The sequence below is a fragment of the Streptomyces sp. NPDC039423 genome (genome assembly GCF_055598725.1).
Genome location: NZ_JBVKAH010000001.1, coordinates 192,829 through 206,452, shown reverse-complemented (window position 1 = coordinate 206,452; position 13,624 = coordinate 192,829). Strand labels below are relative to the sequence as shown.

The window sequence follows — 13,624 nt, the reverse complement described above, 5'->3', positions numbered from 1 at the left end:
AGATCAGTCACACCACCCATGATCAGCGGTTTCCCACCCCGGCCGCCCGCACACCCCCCACCACCATCCATCGGCATCACCCACACAGGAGGTACAGATGAGCGACACTACGAACGCCGACGGCGGCAAGCACGGCGGCCAGCCGTCCGACAAGCCATGGACCCCGCCCACTCCGCCGTCCCCCGACGGCTCCGGCCCGCACAAGTACGCCGACACCGACGGGAGCTGATGTGGCCGCCGCCCCCCTGGGCGGGCACGCCGCGCTCGTGGAGAACCTCTACGGGCGCGGCCTGCTCGACGAGACATGGCGCGCCGTCTGGCACGCCGTCCCCCGCGCACCGTTCATCCCCCGCCAGGCCTGGCGCCAGGGCACCACGGCGTGCGAGCCGCTCATGACCGAGGACGAACGCCTGGGCCTCGTCCACTCCGACGAGCCGGTCGTCATCCAGGTCGACGACGGCGCGCCCGACGGGCCCGGCGTCGCCACCTCGTCCAACAGCCAGCCGTCGATGGTCGCCCGTATGCTCCGCCTGCTCCTGGTCGAGTCCGGGCACCGGGTCCTGGAGATCGGCACCGCGTCCGGCTACGTCGCGGCACTGCTCTGCCGCCGGGTCGGTGACTCACGGGTGTACAGCGTCGAGATCGACCCCGGCCTCGCCCACCACGCAACCGCCGTTCTCCGTGCGGCCGGGTACCGGCCGAACCTGGCGTGCGGGGACGGGGCGGGGGGCTGGCCCGACCAGGCCCCGTTCGACCGCGTCCTCGTCACCTGCGCGCTGCGGACGGTCCCGCACCGGCTCGTACGGCAACTCGTCCCGGGCGGCGTCCTCGTCGCGCCCCTGGCCCGGGACTTCTGGAGCGGCGCGGTCATCCAGCTCACCGCCGACGGCAACGGCGGCGCCGCGGGCCGGTTCCAGGGAGGCGCCTCGTACATGCCGATGCGCTCCCACCGGCCACCCGCCCTGAAGCAGGTCGACACCACCACCTGCCGGACGGCGGCCGCGCGCCTCGATCCCCGCGCGCTGCTGACGCTCGGGTTCGCGCTGTACGCCGGGACCCGTCTGCCGGGAGTGCGCATGGTGCACGCCGACCACGACGGCGGAGCGCAGGTGTGGCTCCAGGACTACGACGGCTGCGCGGCGACCGCGACCACCGGCGGGGACGTCCACGAATACGGGGCGCGGTCCCTGTGGACGGAGACCGAGCGGGTCCACGAGGAGTACGTCGCCCTGGGGTCCCCCGAAGCCCGGGACTTCGGGCTGTCCGTGTCCGCCCGCCTCGGCCACCAGGTGTGGCTGCACTACCCGGAGCGCGTCATCGAAGCGGCCCCGGCGCCCGGCCCAGCCGTGTGACACCGCCCCGGCCGGCCGCCGCGCGCTCGCCGGTGACGGGCCGGCACCCCGGGTGCGGCAACCTTTCCGCGCGTGGCGGCGACCTGGGAGGTGACGGGTTCACGGGGGGCCGGCCGGGGCGGCGACGAGGTGGGCACGGTGGCTTCCTTTCGACGAGGGGTCCGCCGTCGGACCGGGGGCAGCGCGGTCCGGGCGGGGTGACGCGTCGTGCACAAGCCTTGTACCAGTGGAAGGCCAGTGGGAGCGCTCCCACTATGGGGAGAGGGAGACGGAGGGTCAAGGGGGTTGAAGAGTCGAAGAAAATCGAAGGAGAAAATTGACGGCCCCTCTGTTCCTTGGCGGAACTTGCCGCTACGGTCTGCTCCACCAGTGGGAGCGGTTCCATTTCGGTCGGCGCACGGTCAGGTGCCCGCCCGGGTCGTACGCGGCACGGGCCAGCCGGGTTCGCTCCTCCCCCGCCCGCCCCGTCAGGGGTGGCAGCGGCGCGGAACCGTACCGCATCCCCGTTCCCCGTACGCCATTGCTCTGCGACGTCGGCACGTACCGCACATATCCGCACCATTCGTCACCGGGCCGCGCCTCCATCGAAGCGCGCCCACGACCGAGAGGTAGTACCGGACATGAGCCGCACCAGAACCGCCGCACCCCCCTCCCGCCGCCGGACCGCCCTCCTGGCCGCCTGCACCCTGCTCGCGGCGACCGGGGCCACCGCCACCGCGCTGACCACCACGGCCGGCGCCGCCGCCCCCGGCTGCCGGGTCGACTACCGGGTCACCAACCAGTGGAGCACCGGCTTCGGCGCCGACGTCACGGTCACCAACACCGGTGACCCGGTGGCGTCCTGGACGCTGGAGTGGACCTACGCGGGCAACCAGCGCGTCACCCAGGCCTGGAACGCCACGACCACCCAGTCCGGTGCCGCGGTCACCGCCAGGAACGCCCCGTACAACGGCAGCCTGGCCACCGGAGGATCGACATCCTTCGGCTTCAACGCCTCGTACAGCGGCACCAACGCCGTCCCCACGGCCTTCAAGCTCAACGGCGTCACCTGCAACGGCGGCCCCACGGACCCGACCGACCCCACGGACCCGCCCACCGACCCGCCGCCCTCCGGCAGCCGCGTCGACAACCCCTACGCGGGCGCCAAGGTGTACGTGAACCCCGAATGGTCCGCGAAGGCCGCCGCCGAGCCGGGCGGCAGCCGGGTCTCCCAGCAGCCGACCGGCGTCTGGCTCGACCGGATCGCCGCCATCGACGGCGTGAACGGCGGCATGGGCCTCCGCGACCACCTCGACGAGGCACTGCGCCAGAAGGGCACCGGCGAACTCGCCGTCCAGCTCGTCATCTACAACCTGCCGGGCCGCGACTGCGCCGCCCTCGCCTCCAACGGCGAGCTGGGCCCGACGGAGATCGACAAGTACAAGACCCGGTACATCGACCCGATCGCCGCGATCCTCGCCGACCCCAAGTACGCGGGCCTGCGGATCGTCACCACCGTGGAGATCGACTCCCTGCCCAACCTGGTCACCAATGTGACCCCCCGCCCGACCGCCACGCCCAACTGCGACGTGATGAAGGCGAACGGCAACTACATCAAGGGCGTCGGGTACGCGCTGAACAAGCTCGGCGCGATCGGCAACGTCTACAACTACGTGGACGCCGGCCACCACGGCTGGCTCGGCTGGGACGACAACTTCGGCGCGTCCGCCGAACTGTTCAAGCAGGCCGCGACCGCCGAGGGCTCGACGGTCTCCAACGTGCACGGCTTCATCGTCAACACGGCCAACTACAGCGCGCTGAAGGAGGACCACTTCAGGATCGAGGACTCCGTCAACGGCGTGTCCGTGCGCCAGTCGAAGTGGGTCGACTGGAACCGGTACACCGACGAGCTGTCGTACGCCCAGGCCATGCGCGCCAAGCTGGTGTCGCTCGGCTTCGACCAGAACGTCGGCATGCTGATCGACACCTCCCGCAACGGCTGGGGCGGTACCGCGCGCCCGGCCGGTCCGGGCGCGACGACCAGCGTCGACACGTACGTCAACGGCGGCCGCTACGACCGGCGCATCCACCTCGGCAACTGGTGCAACCAGGCCGGAGCCGGTCTCGGTGAGCGCCCGAAGGCGGCCCCGGCGGCGGGCATCGACGCGTACGTGTGGATGAAGCCGCCGGGCGAGTCGGACGGGGCGAGCCGCGAGATCCCGAACGACGAGGGCAAGGGCTTCGACCGGATGTGCGACCCCACGTACACGGGCAACCCCCGGAACAACAACAACATGTCGGGCGCTCTGCCGAACGCCCCGCTGTCGGGCCGGTGGTTCTCGGCCCAGTTCCAGGAGCTGATGAAGAACGCCCATCCGGCGCTCTGACCCCGCCCCGGACCCCGCCCCCGGTGACCGCACGGCGGCCGCCGGGGGCGGACGGGCGCGCGGGGCGTCACGTCGAGTCGCGGACCACCAGTTCGGTGGGCAGGACGACCCGGCAGGGTTCCGGGCCGGCGCCGGTGATCTCCTGGAGCAGGGCGCGGGCCATGCGGCGGCCCATCTCCTCGATCGGCTGGCGCACGCTGGTCAGCGGCGGGTCCATCAGCCGGGCCACGGCCGAGTCGTCGACCCCGATGAGGGCCACGTCGTCCGGGACGCGCCGGCCCGCCTCGCGCAGCACCCCGCGGGCACCCGCCGCCATCACGTCCGAGGCGGCGAAGACGCCGTCCACGTCCGGGCAGCGGTCCAGCAGCTCGCGCATGGCGCGGCGGCCGCCCTCCTCGGTGAAGTCGGCGGCGGCCACCAGCCGGTCGTCGGCCGGCAGCCCGGCCGCCTCGACGCCCTGGCGGTAGCCGTCGAGCCGGCAGCGCGCCACGTACATGTCCAGCGGCCCGGTGATGGTCGCGATCCGGCGGCGGCCCCGGCCGGCGAGGTGGCCGACGGCGGAGCGGCCGGCGCCCACGTTGTCGGAGTCGACGTAGGCCACGGGTTCGCCGGCGGAACGGCGGCCGTTGAGCACGGCGGGCAGGCCCAGTTCGCGCGCCAGGTCGGGCAGCGGATCGTCCGCGTGGACGGAGACGAGCAGTACGCCGTCCACCCGCTGGGCGGACAGGTACTGCTCGAACCGCTGCCGCTCCTTGCTGGACCGGATCAGGGTGAGCAGAAGCTGCATGTCCGCGTCGGCGAGCTCGGTGCTGACGCCACGGATGATGTCGAGGAAGTACGGCTCGGCGAACAGGCGGGCCTCGGTCTCGGGGATCACCAGGGCGATGGCGTCCGTACGGGCACCGGCCAGCGCGCGGGCGGCGCGGTTGGGGACGTACCCCAGCTCGGCGATGGCCTGGCCGACCGCCTCCTTCGCCCGGTCGCTGACCCGGGGCGAGCCGTTGATCACCCGCGACACGGTGCCGCGTCCGACCCCCGCCCGGGCCGCGACCTCCTCCAGCGTGGGTCTGCCGGTCTGCCGTCCGCTCACCGCCATCGGTCTCCCATCGAACGCCGAACCCCGCAACGGGGTGGTGACTGTCGTCACCGTCAACCTAGAGGGTGCCCCTGCGCCGGGGCCAGCGGGAGTACCGGTGCGGAGAACCGGGGTGGGAGCGCTCCCACCGTAGAGGAAAGCCGCCCGCGCCGCCAGCGGCGACGATTTCCCGCCCATGTCTTGACACCCGCCCCCGCCAGGCAGCAACCTTCCGGGCATGGCGGTGTGGGAGCGCTCCCACCGCCCGGCACCGCTGTCCGACCCGGCCGCCGCCGAGCCGCTGAACGCCGACCCGGACCCCTTTTCGCGCGCACACCGGCACCACCTGGACGAGGAGAGTGGAATGCGCACTTCCAGCAGTACGGGCAGACCCCGCCGCCCCGGATCCGCGGCTCTCGCGGCGCTCGTGGCCGGCGCGGCCCTGATGGCCGGATGCAGCACCGACGACGGCACCGCCGACGGAGCCGCGGGCGGCGGCAAGATCACCCTGCGCGTCGGGACCTTCGGCTCCTTCGGCTACGACGACAAGAACGGCGCCAAGCTGTACGCCGAGTACGAGCGGCTCCACCCGAACATCACGATCGTCGAGTCCAACGTCGCCGACGGCCAGAAGTACTGGGACACGCTGAAGCTGCGTCTCTCCCGCAACAGCGGCCTCGCCGACATCCAGGCCATCGAGGTCGGGTACATCGCCGAGGCGACCGGCCCCGCCATGGCGAACAAGTGGGTGGACCTGTCCAAGACCGGTGGCGCCGACACCTCCGCCTACCTGGACTGGAAGGTCAAGCAGGCGACGACCGGCAACGGCTCGGTCATCGGCCTCGGCACCGACATCGGCCCGATGGCCATCTGCTACAACAAGGACCTCTTCGCCAAGGCCAAGCTGCCCACGGACCGCGCGAAGGTCGCCGAGCTGTGGGCGGGCGACTGGGCGAAGTTCGTCGCGACCGGCAAGACGTACCAGAAGAACGCCCCGGCGGGGACGGCCTTCCACGACTCGGCCAGCGGGCTGTTCAACGCGGTGCTCTCCAGCCAGCCGCAGCAGTACGCCGACGAGGAGGGGGAGCTGGCCTACGAGGACAGCCCCGGCGTCCGCAAGGCCTGGGACCTCGCCGTCGAGGCCGCGCGGAGCGGCATCACCGCCAAGCTGCGGCAGTTCGACGAGAAGGGCACGTGGAACGCCGGGTTCAAGAACTCCCGGTTCGCCACCGTCGCCTGCCCGAGCTGGATGACGGGCATCATCAAGGACCAGGCCGGCCCCGCCAACAAGGGCAAGTGGGACATCGCCGCCCCTCCGGTCGCCGGCAACTGGGGCGGCTCCTTCCTCGCGGTGCCGAAGGCCGGCAAGCACGCCGAGGAGGCCGCGAAGCTCGCCGCGTGGCTGACGGCACCGGAGCAGCACGCCAAGGTGTTCGGGGTCAACGGCAACATCCCCTCCACCAAGGAGACGCTCGCCTCGGCGACGGTCCAGACGGCCAGGATCCCGTACTTCGGTGACACCCCCGTCGGCCGGATCTACTCGGAGGCGGCGGCCGGGATCCGCCCCGCGCCGGTCAGCCGCTACGACGGCCAGGTGAAGACCTTCATCACCGACAACGGCATCCTCGACATCGAGCAGCGCGGGACGGCGCCGGACACGGCATGGCAGAACGTCAGGAAGCTGGTCGCCGACAAGATCGACCAGTAGCCCCGGTACGCCGCCGGCCGGGCCCCGGCCCGTGGACGGAGCCCGCCATCGCCCCCGGCGGCGAGGGGACGTGGAGGGTCGTCCCCGCGGCGGACCGGCGGCGCCGGGCGTCCACCGAACCGGGTGGGCGCGCCCGCCGGCCACGTGGGGCGACCCCGGCGGGAGACGGGCCCGGAGGGCCCCGCCCCGGCCCGCGCACCGCGCCCACCCCACCGTCCTCGCCCGTGCCCGTGCCCCCGCCGCGGCCCACGCACCCGCGACCACCCCACCAACCTCGCCCTCGCCCGTGCCCGCGCCTTCGCCTTCGCCTTCGCCTTCGCGCACGCCTCCCCCGCATCCCCGCACCCACCTGGAAGGACGCCCCCCGTGGCCACCTCCCCCCGCGCGACGGCCAACGGCACGTCGCCGCCAGGCCCCCCGGGGCCACCCGCGCCCGAGGCCGCCGGCCCGGCGGACCCGCCCGCGACCGGGGGCCCGGGCTCCCTGGACACCGGGGTCCCGGGGGCCGAGGCCCCCGCGGGCACCGGCTGGCGCAGCCGCCTCTACCGATGGGACCTGAAGGCGACCCCGTACGTCTTCGTCTCCCCCTTCTTCCTCTGCTTCGCCGCCTTCGGGCTCTTCCCCCTGATTTACACCGGCTGGCTGTCGCTGCACCGCGTGGAGCTGGGCGGGGAGGCGCAGTGGCGCGGGTTCGGCAACTACACGGGGCTGTGGGACAGCGACTTCTTCTGGAACGCGCTGGCGAACACCTTCACCATCGGGGTCATCTCCACCGTCCCGCAGCTCCTGATGGCTCTGGGCCTGGCGCACCTGCTCAACTACAAGCTGCGTGGCCGGGGGTTCTTCCGGGTCGCGGTGCTGGCCCCGTACGCGACGTCCATCGCCGCCGCGACGCTCGTCTTCGCCCAGTTGTTCAACAGCGACTACGGGCTGGTCAACACCGTCCTGGGGTGGGCCGGCGCCGGTCCGGTCGACTGGGAGTCGTCCAAGTGGCCCGCGCAGATCGCGATCTCCGTCATCGTCATCTGGCGGTGGACCGGCTACAACGCGCTGATCTACCTGGCCGCGATGCAGGCCGTCCCCCAGGACCTGTACGAGGCCGCGTCGCTGGACGGGGCGTCCCGCTGGCGCCAGTTCGTCAGCGTGACGATTCCGTCGATCCGGCCGACGATCCTGTTCACCATCGTGGTGTCGACGATCGGCGCCACCCAGCTCTTCGGTGAGCCGATGCTGTTCGGCGGCAGCCTCGGGGTGAGCGGGGGCAGCGGCAACCAGTTCCAGACGCTGAGCCTGCTGATGTACGAGAAGGGCTGGATCACCGGGGCGCTGGGACAGGCGTCCGCGATCGCCTGGGTGATGCTGCTGATCCTGCTGCTGATCGGCGGGGTGCGGCTGCTCGTCGCCCGTCTGAACAGGGAGACCACGTGAAGTTCACGCAGACGGCGGGGCGCCAGCAGCACGCGGGCCCGCTGACGTACGTCCTGCTGGGCCTGGCCGCCCTGGTCTCGCTCTTCCCGTTGTACTGGAACCTCGTCGCCGCCTCGCACACCGGCGAGCGGGTCGTGGAGGCCCCGGCGCCGCTGCTGCCCGGCCCGCGCCTGCTGGACAACCTGACGTTCGCCTGGAACCAGGTGGACATGGGCGAGGCGCTGGTGAACACCACGGTCGTGGCCGGCCTGGTGGCGGTGTCGACGGTGGTGTTCTCCACGCTCGCCGGCTTCGCCTTCGCCAAGCTGCCGTTCCGGGGCCGCAACGTCCTGCTGGCGCTCGTCGTGGCGACGATGACGATCCCGCCGCAGCTCAGCGTGATCCCGCTGTACCGGATCATCACGGACCTGGGCTGGGTGGACCAGCTCCAGTCGGTCGTGCTGCCGTCGCTGGTGGCCGCGTTCGGGGTGTTCTTCATGCGCCAGTACCTGATCGAGGCGCTGCCCGTGGAGCTGGTGGAAGCCGCCCGGATGGACGGCGCGCACAGCCTGCGGATCATCTGGCACGTGGTCTTCCCGGTCGCCCGGCCCGCCATGGCCGTCCTGGGCATGCTGGTCTTCGTCCAGGCCTGGAACGACTTCTTCTGGCCGTTCATCGCGCTCACGCCGGACGGCGACCCGACCCTCCAGGTGGCGCTCGCCGGCCTCGGGTCGGGGAACCACACCGTCGACCAGGCGGTCGTGCTGACCGGCGCGCTCATCTCCACCGTGCCGCTGCTGCTGGTGTTCGCGCTGCTCGGCAAGCACATCGTGGGCGGCATCACCTCGGGCGCGGTCAAGAGCTGACCGCCGGCACCCGATCCCTGTCTCATGACACCTCGCATCCTCCTCAGCGTTGGGAGCGCTCCCGTATGACCGCGTCCGATTCCCTGCCGCTCACCGCGACCCGCCGGTTCCCGCCCGGCTTCCTGTGGGGCGCCGCCACCGCCGCGTACCAGATCGAGGGGGCGGCGGCCGAGGACGGCCGGACCCCGTCCATCTGGGACACCTTCGCCCGCACTCCCGGGAAGGTCTTCGAGGGCCACACCGGGGACGTGGCGGTCGACCACTACCACCGGTCCGCCGACGACGTACGGCTCATGGCGGACCTGGGGCTGACCGCGTACCGCTTCTCGGTGTCCTGGTCGCGCGTGCAGCCGACCGGGCGCGGACCGGCCGTGCAGAAGGGCCTGGACTTCTACCGCCGGCTGGTGGACGACCTGCTGGCGCACGGCATCGAGCCGGTGCTGACGCTGTACCACTGGGACCTGCCGCAGGAGCTGGAGGACGCCGGGGGCTGGCCGCACCGGTCGACCGCCGGGCGGTTCGCCGAGTACGCCGCCCTCGTCGCGGAGGCGCTCGGCGACCGGGTCGGGCGCTGGACCACGCTCAACGAGCCCTGGTGCACGGCCTTCCTGGGGTACGGCTCCGGGGTGCACGCCCCCGGGCGCACCGATCCCGTCGCCGCCCTGCGGGCCGCGCACCACCTGAACCTGGGGCACGGGCTGGCGGTCCAGGCGCTGCGCGCCGCGCTGCCGCCGCGCGCGCAGGCGTCCGTGTCGCTGAACCTGCACGAGCTGCGGCCGCACACCTCGGCGCCGGAGGACCTGGACGCGGTGCGCCGGATCGACGCGGTGGGCAACCGGATCTGGCTGGGCCCCATGCTGGGCGGCGCCTATCCGGACGATTTGCTGCGGGACACCGCGCACCTCACCGACTGGTCGTTCGTCCGCCCCGGCGACCTCACCGACATCGGCCGGCCCCTGGACACCCTGGGCATCAACTACTACACGCCCACCGTGGTGGGGGCGGCCCGCGAGGGCGACGACGCCCCGCGCGCCGACGGGCACGGCGCCAGTGACCACTCGCCCTGGCCGGGGTCGGAGGACGTCGCCTTCCACCAGCCGCCCGGCGAGCGGACCGCGATGGGCTGGGCGGTCGACCCGACGGGCCTGTACGACCTGCTGCTGCGGGTGACGGGTGAGTACCCCGGCCTGCCGCTGCTGGTCACCGAGAACGGGGCGGCCTTCGAGGACGAGGTCGCGGCCGACGGTTCGGTGCACGATCCCCGGCGCCTGGCGTACGTGCACGGCCATCTGGAGGCGGTGCACCGGGCCATCGAGGACGGGGCGGACGTGCGGGGCTACTGCCTCTGGTCGCTGCTGGACAATTTCGAGTGGGCGTACGGCTACGCCAAGCGGTTCGGCGCGGTGCACGTCGACTACGGGACGCAGCGGCGTACCCCCAAGTCGACCGCCCACTGGTACGCCCGGGTGGCCCGTTCCGGTGAACTGCCGCCCCTCGACGGGGCCTGACCGGCACCGGCGGGATCAGGCCGGGGCCCTGGTCCGGCGCCGGGGCCCGGGCGTGTCGGGCGGCCGCCCGCGTACACAATCGCCTCATGCGCGCACTCTTCCGCGGGTTCCGGCGACGGGTCCGGGCCCTGCTCCTCGCGGCCGTCGTGGTGCTCGGCGCCGTCCCCGCCGCCGGGTGCGGCGGGGACGGCGACGGGGTGGCCGGCCGGACCGTCCTGACGGTGGGCCTCTTCGGCTCGTTCGGTTACGCGGAGGCGGGTCTGTACGACGAGTACAGCCGGCTGCACCCGGACGTCGTCGTCCGGCAGACCTCCATCCAGCGCAACGAGAACTACTACCCGCAGCTCCTGACCCACCTGGTCAGCGACAGCGGCCTCGCCGACGTCCAGGCCGTCGAGGCCATCAACATCGCGGAGGTGACCGCCACCCAGGCGGACCGGCTGGTGGACCTGGGCGGCGTGGAGGGGGTGCGCCGGCAGGACTTCCTGCCGTGGAAGTGGCGGCAGGCGACCACCCGCGACGGCCGCACGGTCGGGCTCGGCACCGACATCGGGCCCCAGGCGGTCTGTTACCGCAAGGATCTCTTCGCGCGGGCGGGGCTGCCCACGGACCGGGAGGCGGTCGGCCGGCTGTGGGCCGGCGACTGGCGCCGGTACCTGGAGACCGGCGAGCGGTACCGGGCGAAGGCACCGGCGGGCACGGCGTTCACGGACTCGGCGTCCGGCGTCCTGTCGGCCATCACCGGCAGCAGCGCGCGGCGGTACTACGACGAGGACGGCACGGTGGTCTACCGGACGAACCCGGCCGTGCGGGAGGCGTGGGACATCGCCGCCGCGTTCGCCACCGAGGGCCTGACCGCCCGGCTCCAGCAGTTCACGCCCTCGTGGGACCAGGCGTTCGCCAACGGCACGTTCGCCACCGTCTCCTGCCCCGCCTGGATGCTCGGCTACATCGAGGACAAGGCGGGCCCGGCGGGAGAGGACCTGTGGGACGTGGCGGCCGCGCCGAAGCCGGGCAACTGGGGCGGCTCCTTCCTCGTCGTACCGAAGTCCGGGCGGCACCGCGTGGCGGCGGCCCGGCTGGCTGCCTGGCTGACGGCGCCCGCGCAGCAGGCGAGGCTGTTCCAGCGGCGCGGCAGCTTCCCCAGCGCGTCCGCCGCGCACACGCTCCCGGCCGTCGCCGGCGCCCGGCACCCGTACTTCGGCGACGCCCCCATCGGGCGGATCTACACCCGTGCCGCCCGGGACGTCCCGGTGACGATCCTCGGCCCGAAGGACCTGGTCATCGCGCAGAACCTGGCCGACGTCGGCATGCTGCGGGTGGACCAGAAGGGGCGGCGGCCCAAGGACGGCTGGGACGCGGCGGTGCGGACCATCGACAACGCACTGGACCTGTGACCGCCATGGCGAGCGACACGACGACGGCACCGGACGACGACACCCCGGACCGGCCCCGCGCCCCCCGCCCGGACCCGGCACCGCCCGGGCCGGGGTCAGGGACCGGGCCACGGAAGACGGGGGCACGGGGGAAGAGGACGCGCGGGCCGGGTCCACGGAGAACGGGGGCACGCGGACCGGGGCGACGGGGGACGGCGTCACGGGGGCCGGGGGCGCGGCGGGCGGCGCGGTGGGCCCCGTACGCCTACGTCGCGCCCTTCTTCGCCCTCTTCGGCGCCTTCGGGCTCTTCCCGCTCCTCTACACCGGCTGGGCCTCGCTGCACCGGGTGGAGCTGACGGCGCCGTCCGACATGGAGTGGGTGGGGCTGCGGAACTACTCCCGGCTGCTGACGGACGAGTTCTTCCACAACGCCCTGGGGAACACGGTGACGATCGGGGTGCTCTCCACCGTGCCGCAGCTCCTGATGGCGCTCGGCATCGCGCACCTGCTCCACCACCGGCTGCGCGGTTCGCTGTTCTTCCGGGTCGTCGCCCTCACCCCGTACGCCACGTCCGTCGCCGCCGCCACGCTGGTGTTCGTGCTGCTCTTCGGCCGGGACTACGGGCTCGTCAACTGGGTGCTGGGGCTCGCCGGCGTCGGGCCGGTCGACTGGCAGAACGGGACCTGGGCCTCGCGGATCGCCGTGTCGACGATCGTCGTCTGGCGGTGGACCGGGTACAACGCGCTGATCTACCTCGCCGCACTCCAGGCGGTCCCCGGGGAGCTGTACGAGGCGGCGGCGCTGGACGGGGCGTCGCGGTGGCGGCAGTTCGCGCACGTCACCGTGCCGTCGCTGCGGCCGACGATCCTCTTCACGTGCGTGGTGTCGACGATCGGCGCCACCCAACTGTTCGGCGAACCGCTGCTGTACAACGGCAGCGCGGGCGCGACGGGCGGTTCGGAGCACCAGTTCCAGACGCTGGGGCTGTACCTGTACGAGCAGGGGTGGGTGAACCTGCACCTGGGCCGCGCCTCGGCCATCGCGTGGACCATGTTCCTGATCCTGGTCCTGCTCGGGACCGCCGTCGCGCTGACCGGCGCCTACCGGAGGAGGAGGGCGGGGTGACCGCTCGTGCGGGCCGGCTGACGTACGCCGCGCTCATCGTCTTCACCGTGCTGTCCCTGTTCCCGCTGGTGTGGACGGCGGTGGCGGCGTCCGGCACCGGCGGCCGGCTCGCGGCGACACCGCCGCCCCTGTGGTTCGGCGACCGCCTCGCCGGCAACCTGGCCGTCGCCTGGACGGACGGCGGGCTGGGTCTGGCGCTGGTCAACACGACGATCGTGGCGGGCAGCGTCGCGGCGGGGACGGTGCTGTTCTCCACGCTCGCCGGCTTCGCCTTCGCCAAGCTGCGGTTCCGTCTCCGGGAGCCCCTGATGCTGCTGGTGATCGGCACGATGATGGTGCCGCCGCAGCTCAGCGCGGTGCCGCTGTTCATGCTGATCGCCGAACTGTCCTGGACGGACCGGCTCCAGGCCGTCGTCCTGCCGGCGCTGGTGAGCGGCTTCGGGGTGTTCTTCATGCGCCAGTACCTGGTGACGGCGCTTCCCACCGAGCTGGTCGAGGCGGCCCGGGTGGACGGGGCGAGCGGCCCGCGGCTGGTGTGGCACGTGGTGTTCCCGGCCGCCCGGCCGGCGATGGCGGTCCTCGGCATGCTGACGTTCGTGATGGCCTGGAACGACTTCTTCTGGCCGGTCATCGCCCTCACCCAGAGCAATCCGACCGTGCAGGTGGCGCTGACGAACCTGGGCCGCGGCTACGTCCCGGACCAGGCGGTCGTCATGGCGGGCGCGCTGCTGGGCACGCTGCCGCTGCTGCTGGTGTTCGTGGTCTTCGGCCGGCAGATCGTCGGCGGCATCATGCGGGGCGCGGTGAAGGGCTGAGGACGCGCGGGGGAAACGGGGCGC

11 protein-coding genes are annotated in these 13,624 nt (G+C 72.9%); 10 read left to right on the top strand and 1 reads right to left on the bottom strand.

Annotated features, from left to right (window positions below):
* Window positions 1-97 precede the first annotated feature (97 nt).
* From ACZ7LK_RS00930 to ACZ7LK_RS00920, 3 genes are all read left to right on the top strand, one after another.
* Window positions 98-229 (top strand): hypothetical protein, encoded by a 132-nt coding sequence (locus tag ACZ7LK_RS00930; RefSeq protein ID WP_471137768.1) that lies wholly within the window; start codon window positions 98-100, stop codon window positions 227-229.
* 1 nt (window position 230) lies between these two features.
* Entirely contained in the window at window positions 231-1,352 is a 1,122-nt protein-coding gene (locus tag ACZ7LK_RS00925) for a methyltransferase domain-containing protein (RefSeq protein ID WP_471137766.1), read from the top strand.
* A gap of 620 nt (window positions 1,353-1,972) precedes the next feature.
* Complete coding sequence (locus tag ACZ7LK_RS00920) at window positions 1,973-3,718, top strand: glycoside hydrolase family 6 protein (RefSeq protein WP_392274540.1); 1,746 nt, start codon at window positions 1,973-1,975, stop codon at window positions 3,716-3,718.
* Window positions 3,719-3,785: 67 nt separating this feature from the next.
* Here ACZ7LK_RS00920 and ACZ7LK_RS00915 read toward each other — a convergent pair whose 3' ends face one another.
* The gene (locus ACZ7LK_RS00915; protein WP_392274539.1) at window positions 3,786-4,814 is read right to left on the bottom strand and encodes a LacI family DNA-binding transcriptional regulator; all 1,029 of its coding nucleotides are present in this window, start codon (window positions 4,812-4,814) and stop codon (window positions 3,786-3,788) included.
* 343 nt (window positions 4,815-5,157) lie between these two features.
* On the opposite strand from ACZ7LK_RS00915, the gene ACZ7LK_RS00910 reads away from it, so the two are divergent.
* From ACZ7LK_RS00910 to ACZ7LK_RS00880, 7 genes are all read left to right on the top strand, one after another.
* Window positions 5,158-6,501: an ABC transporter substrate-binding protein gene (locus tag ACZ7LK_RS00910; RefSeq protein ID WP_471138592.1), complete on the top strand. Its 1,344-nt coding sequence runs from the start codon at window positions 5,158-5,160 to the stop codon at window positions 6,499-6,501.
* Between the two features lie 366 nt (window positions 6,502-6,867).
* Window positions 6,868-7,929, top strand: coding sequence for a carbohydrate ABC transporter permease (locus tag ACZ7LK_RS00905; protein ID WP_469463829.1), 1,062 nt, complete (start codon window positions 6,868-6,870; stop codon window positions 7,927-7,929).
* Entirely contained in the window at window positions 7,926-8,774 is an 849-nt protein-coding gene (locus ACZ7LK_RS00900) for a carbohydrate ABC transporter permease (protein ID WP_392274537.1), read from the top strand. The genes ACZ7LK_RS00905 and ACZ7LK_RS00900 overlap by 4 nt, the downstream gene beginning before the upstream one ends.
* Before the next feature lie 65 nt (window positions 8,775-8,839).
* Entirely contained in the window at window positions 8,840-10,282 is a 1,443-nt protein-coding gene (locus ACZ7LK_RS00895) for a GH1 family beta-glucosidase (RefSeq protein ID WP_392274536.1), read from the top strand.
* Between the two features lie 86 nt (window positions 10,283-10,368).
* Window positions 10,369-11,679, top strand: coding sequence for an ABC transporter substrate-binding protein (locus tag ACZ7LK_RS00890; protein ID WP_471137761.1), 1,311 nt, complete (start codon window positions 10,369-10,371; stop codon window positions 11,677-11,679).
* Window positions 11,680-11,684: 5 nt separating this feature from the next.
* Window positions 11,685-12,785, top strand: a complete 1,101-nt coding sequence (locus ACZ7LK_RS00885) for a carbohydrate ABC transporter permease (protein ID WP_471137759.1) — start codon at window positions 11,685-11,687, stop codon at window positions 12,783-12,785.
* Complete coding sequence (locus tag ACZ7LK_RS00880) at window positions 12,782-13,600, top strand: carbohydrate ABC transporter permease (protein ID WP_392274533.1); 819 nt, start codon at window positions 12,782-12,784, stop codon at window positions 13,598-13,600. Before ACZ7LK_RS00885 ends, ACZ7LK_RS00880 begins: the two co-directional genes overlap by 4 nt.
* Window positions 13,601-13,624 lie beyond the last annotated feature (24 nt).

Bases quoted from the DNA above. Each gene is read 5' to 3' on its own strand.
- ACZ7LK_RS00915 (WP_392274539.1), bottom strand. From the start codon at position 4,814: ATGGCGGTGAGCGGACGGCAGACCGGCAGACCCACGCTGGAGGAGGTC.
- ACZ7LK_RS00930 (WP_471137768.1), top strand. From the start codon at position 98: ATGAGCGACACTACGAACGCCGACGGCGGCAAGCACGGCGGCCAGCCG.
- ACZ7LK_RS00885 (WP_471137759.1), top strand. From the start codon at position 11,685: ATGGCGAGCGACACGACGACGGCACCGGACGACGACACCCCGGACCGG.
- ACZ7LK_RS00910 (WP_471138592.1), top strand. From the start codon at position 5,158: ATGCGCACTTCCAGCAGTACGGGCAGACCCCGCCGCCCCGGATCCGCG.
- ACZ7LK_RS00895 (WP_392274536.1), top strand. From the start codon at position 8,840: ATGACCGCGTCCGATTCCCTGCCGCTCACCGCGACCCGCCGGTTCCCG.
- ACZ7LK_RS00920 (WP_392274540.1), top strand. From the start codon at position 1,973: ATGAGCCGCACCAGAACCGCCGCACCCCCCTCCCGCCGCCGGACCGCC.
- ACZ7LK_RS00890 (WP_471137761.1), top strand. From the start codon at position 10,369: ATGCGCGCACTCTTCCGCGGGTTCCGGCGACGGGTCCGGGCCCTGCTC.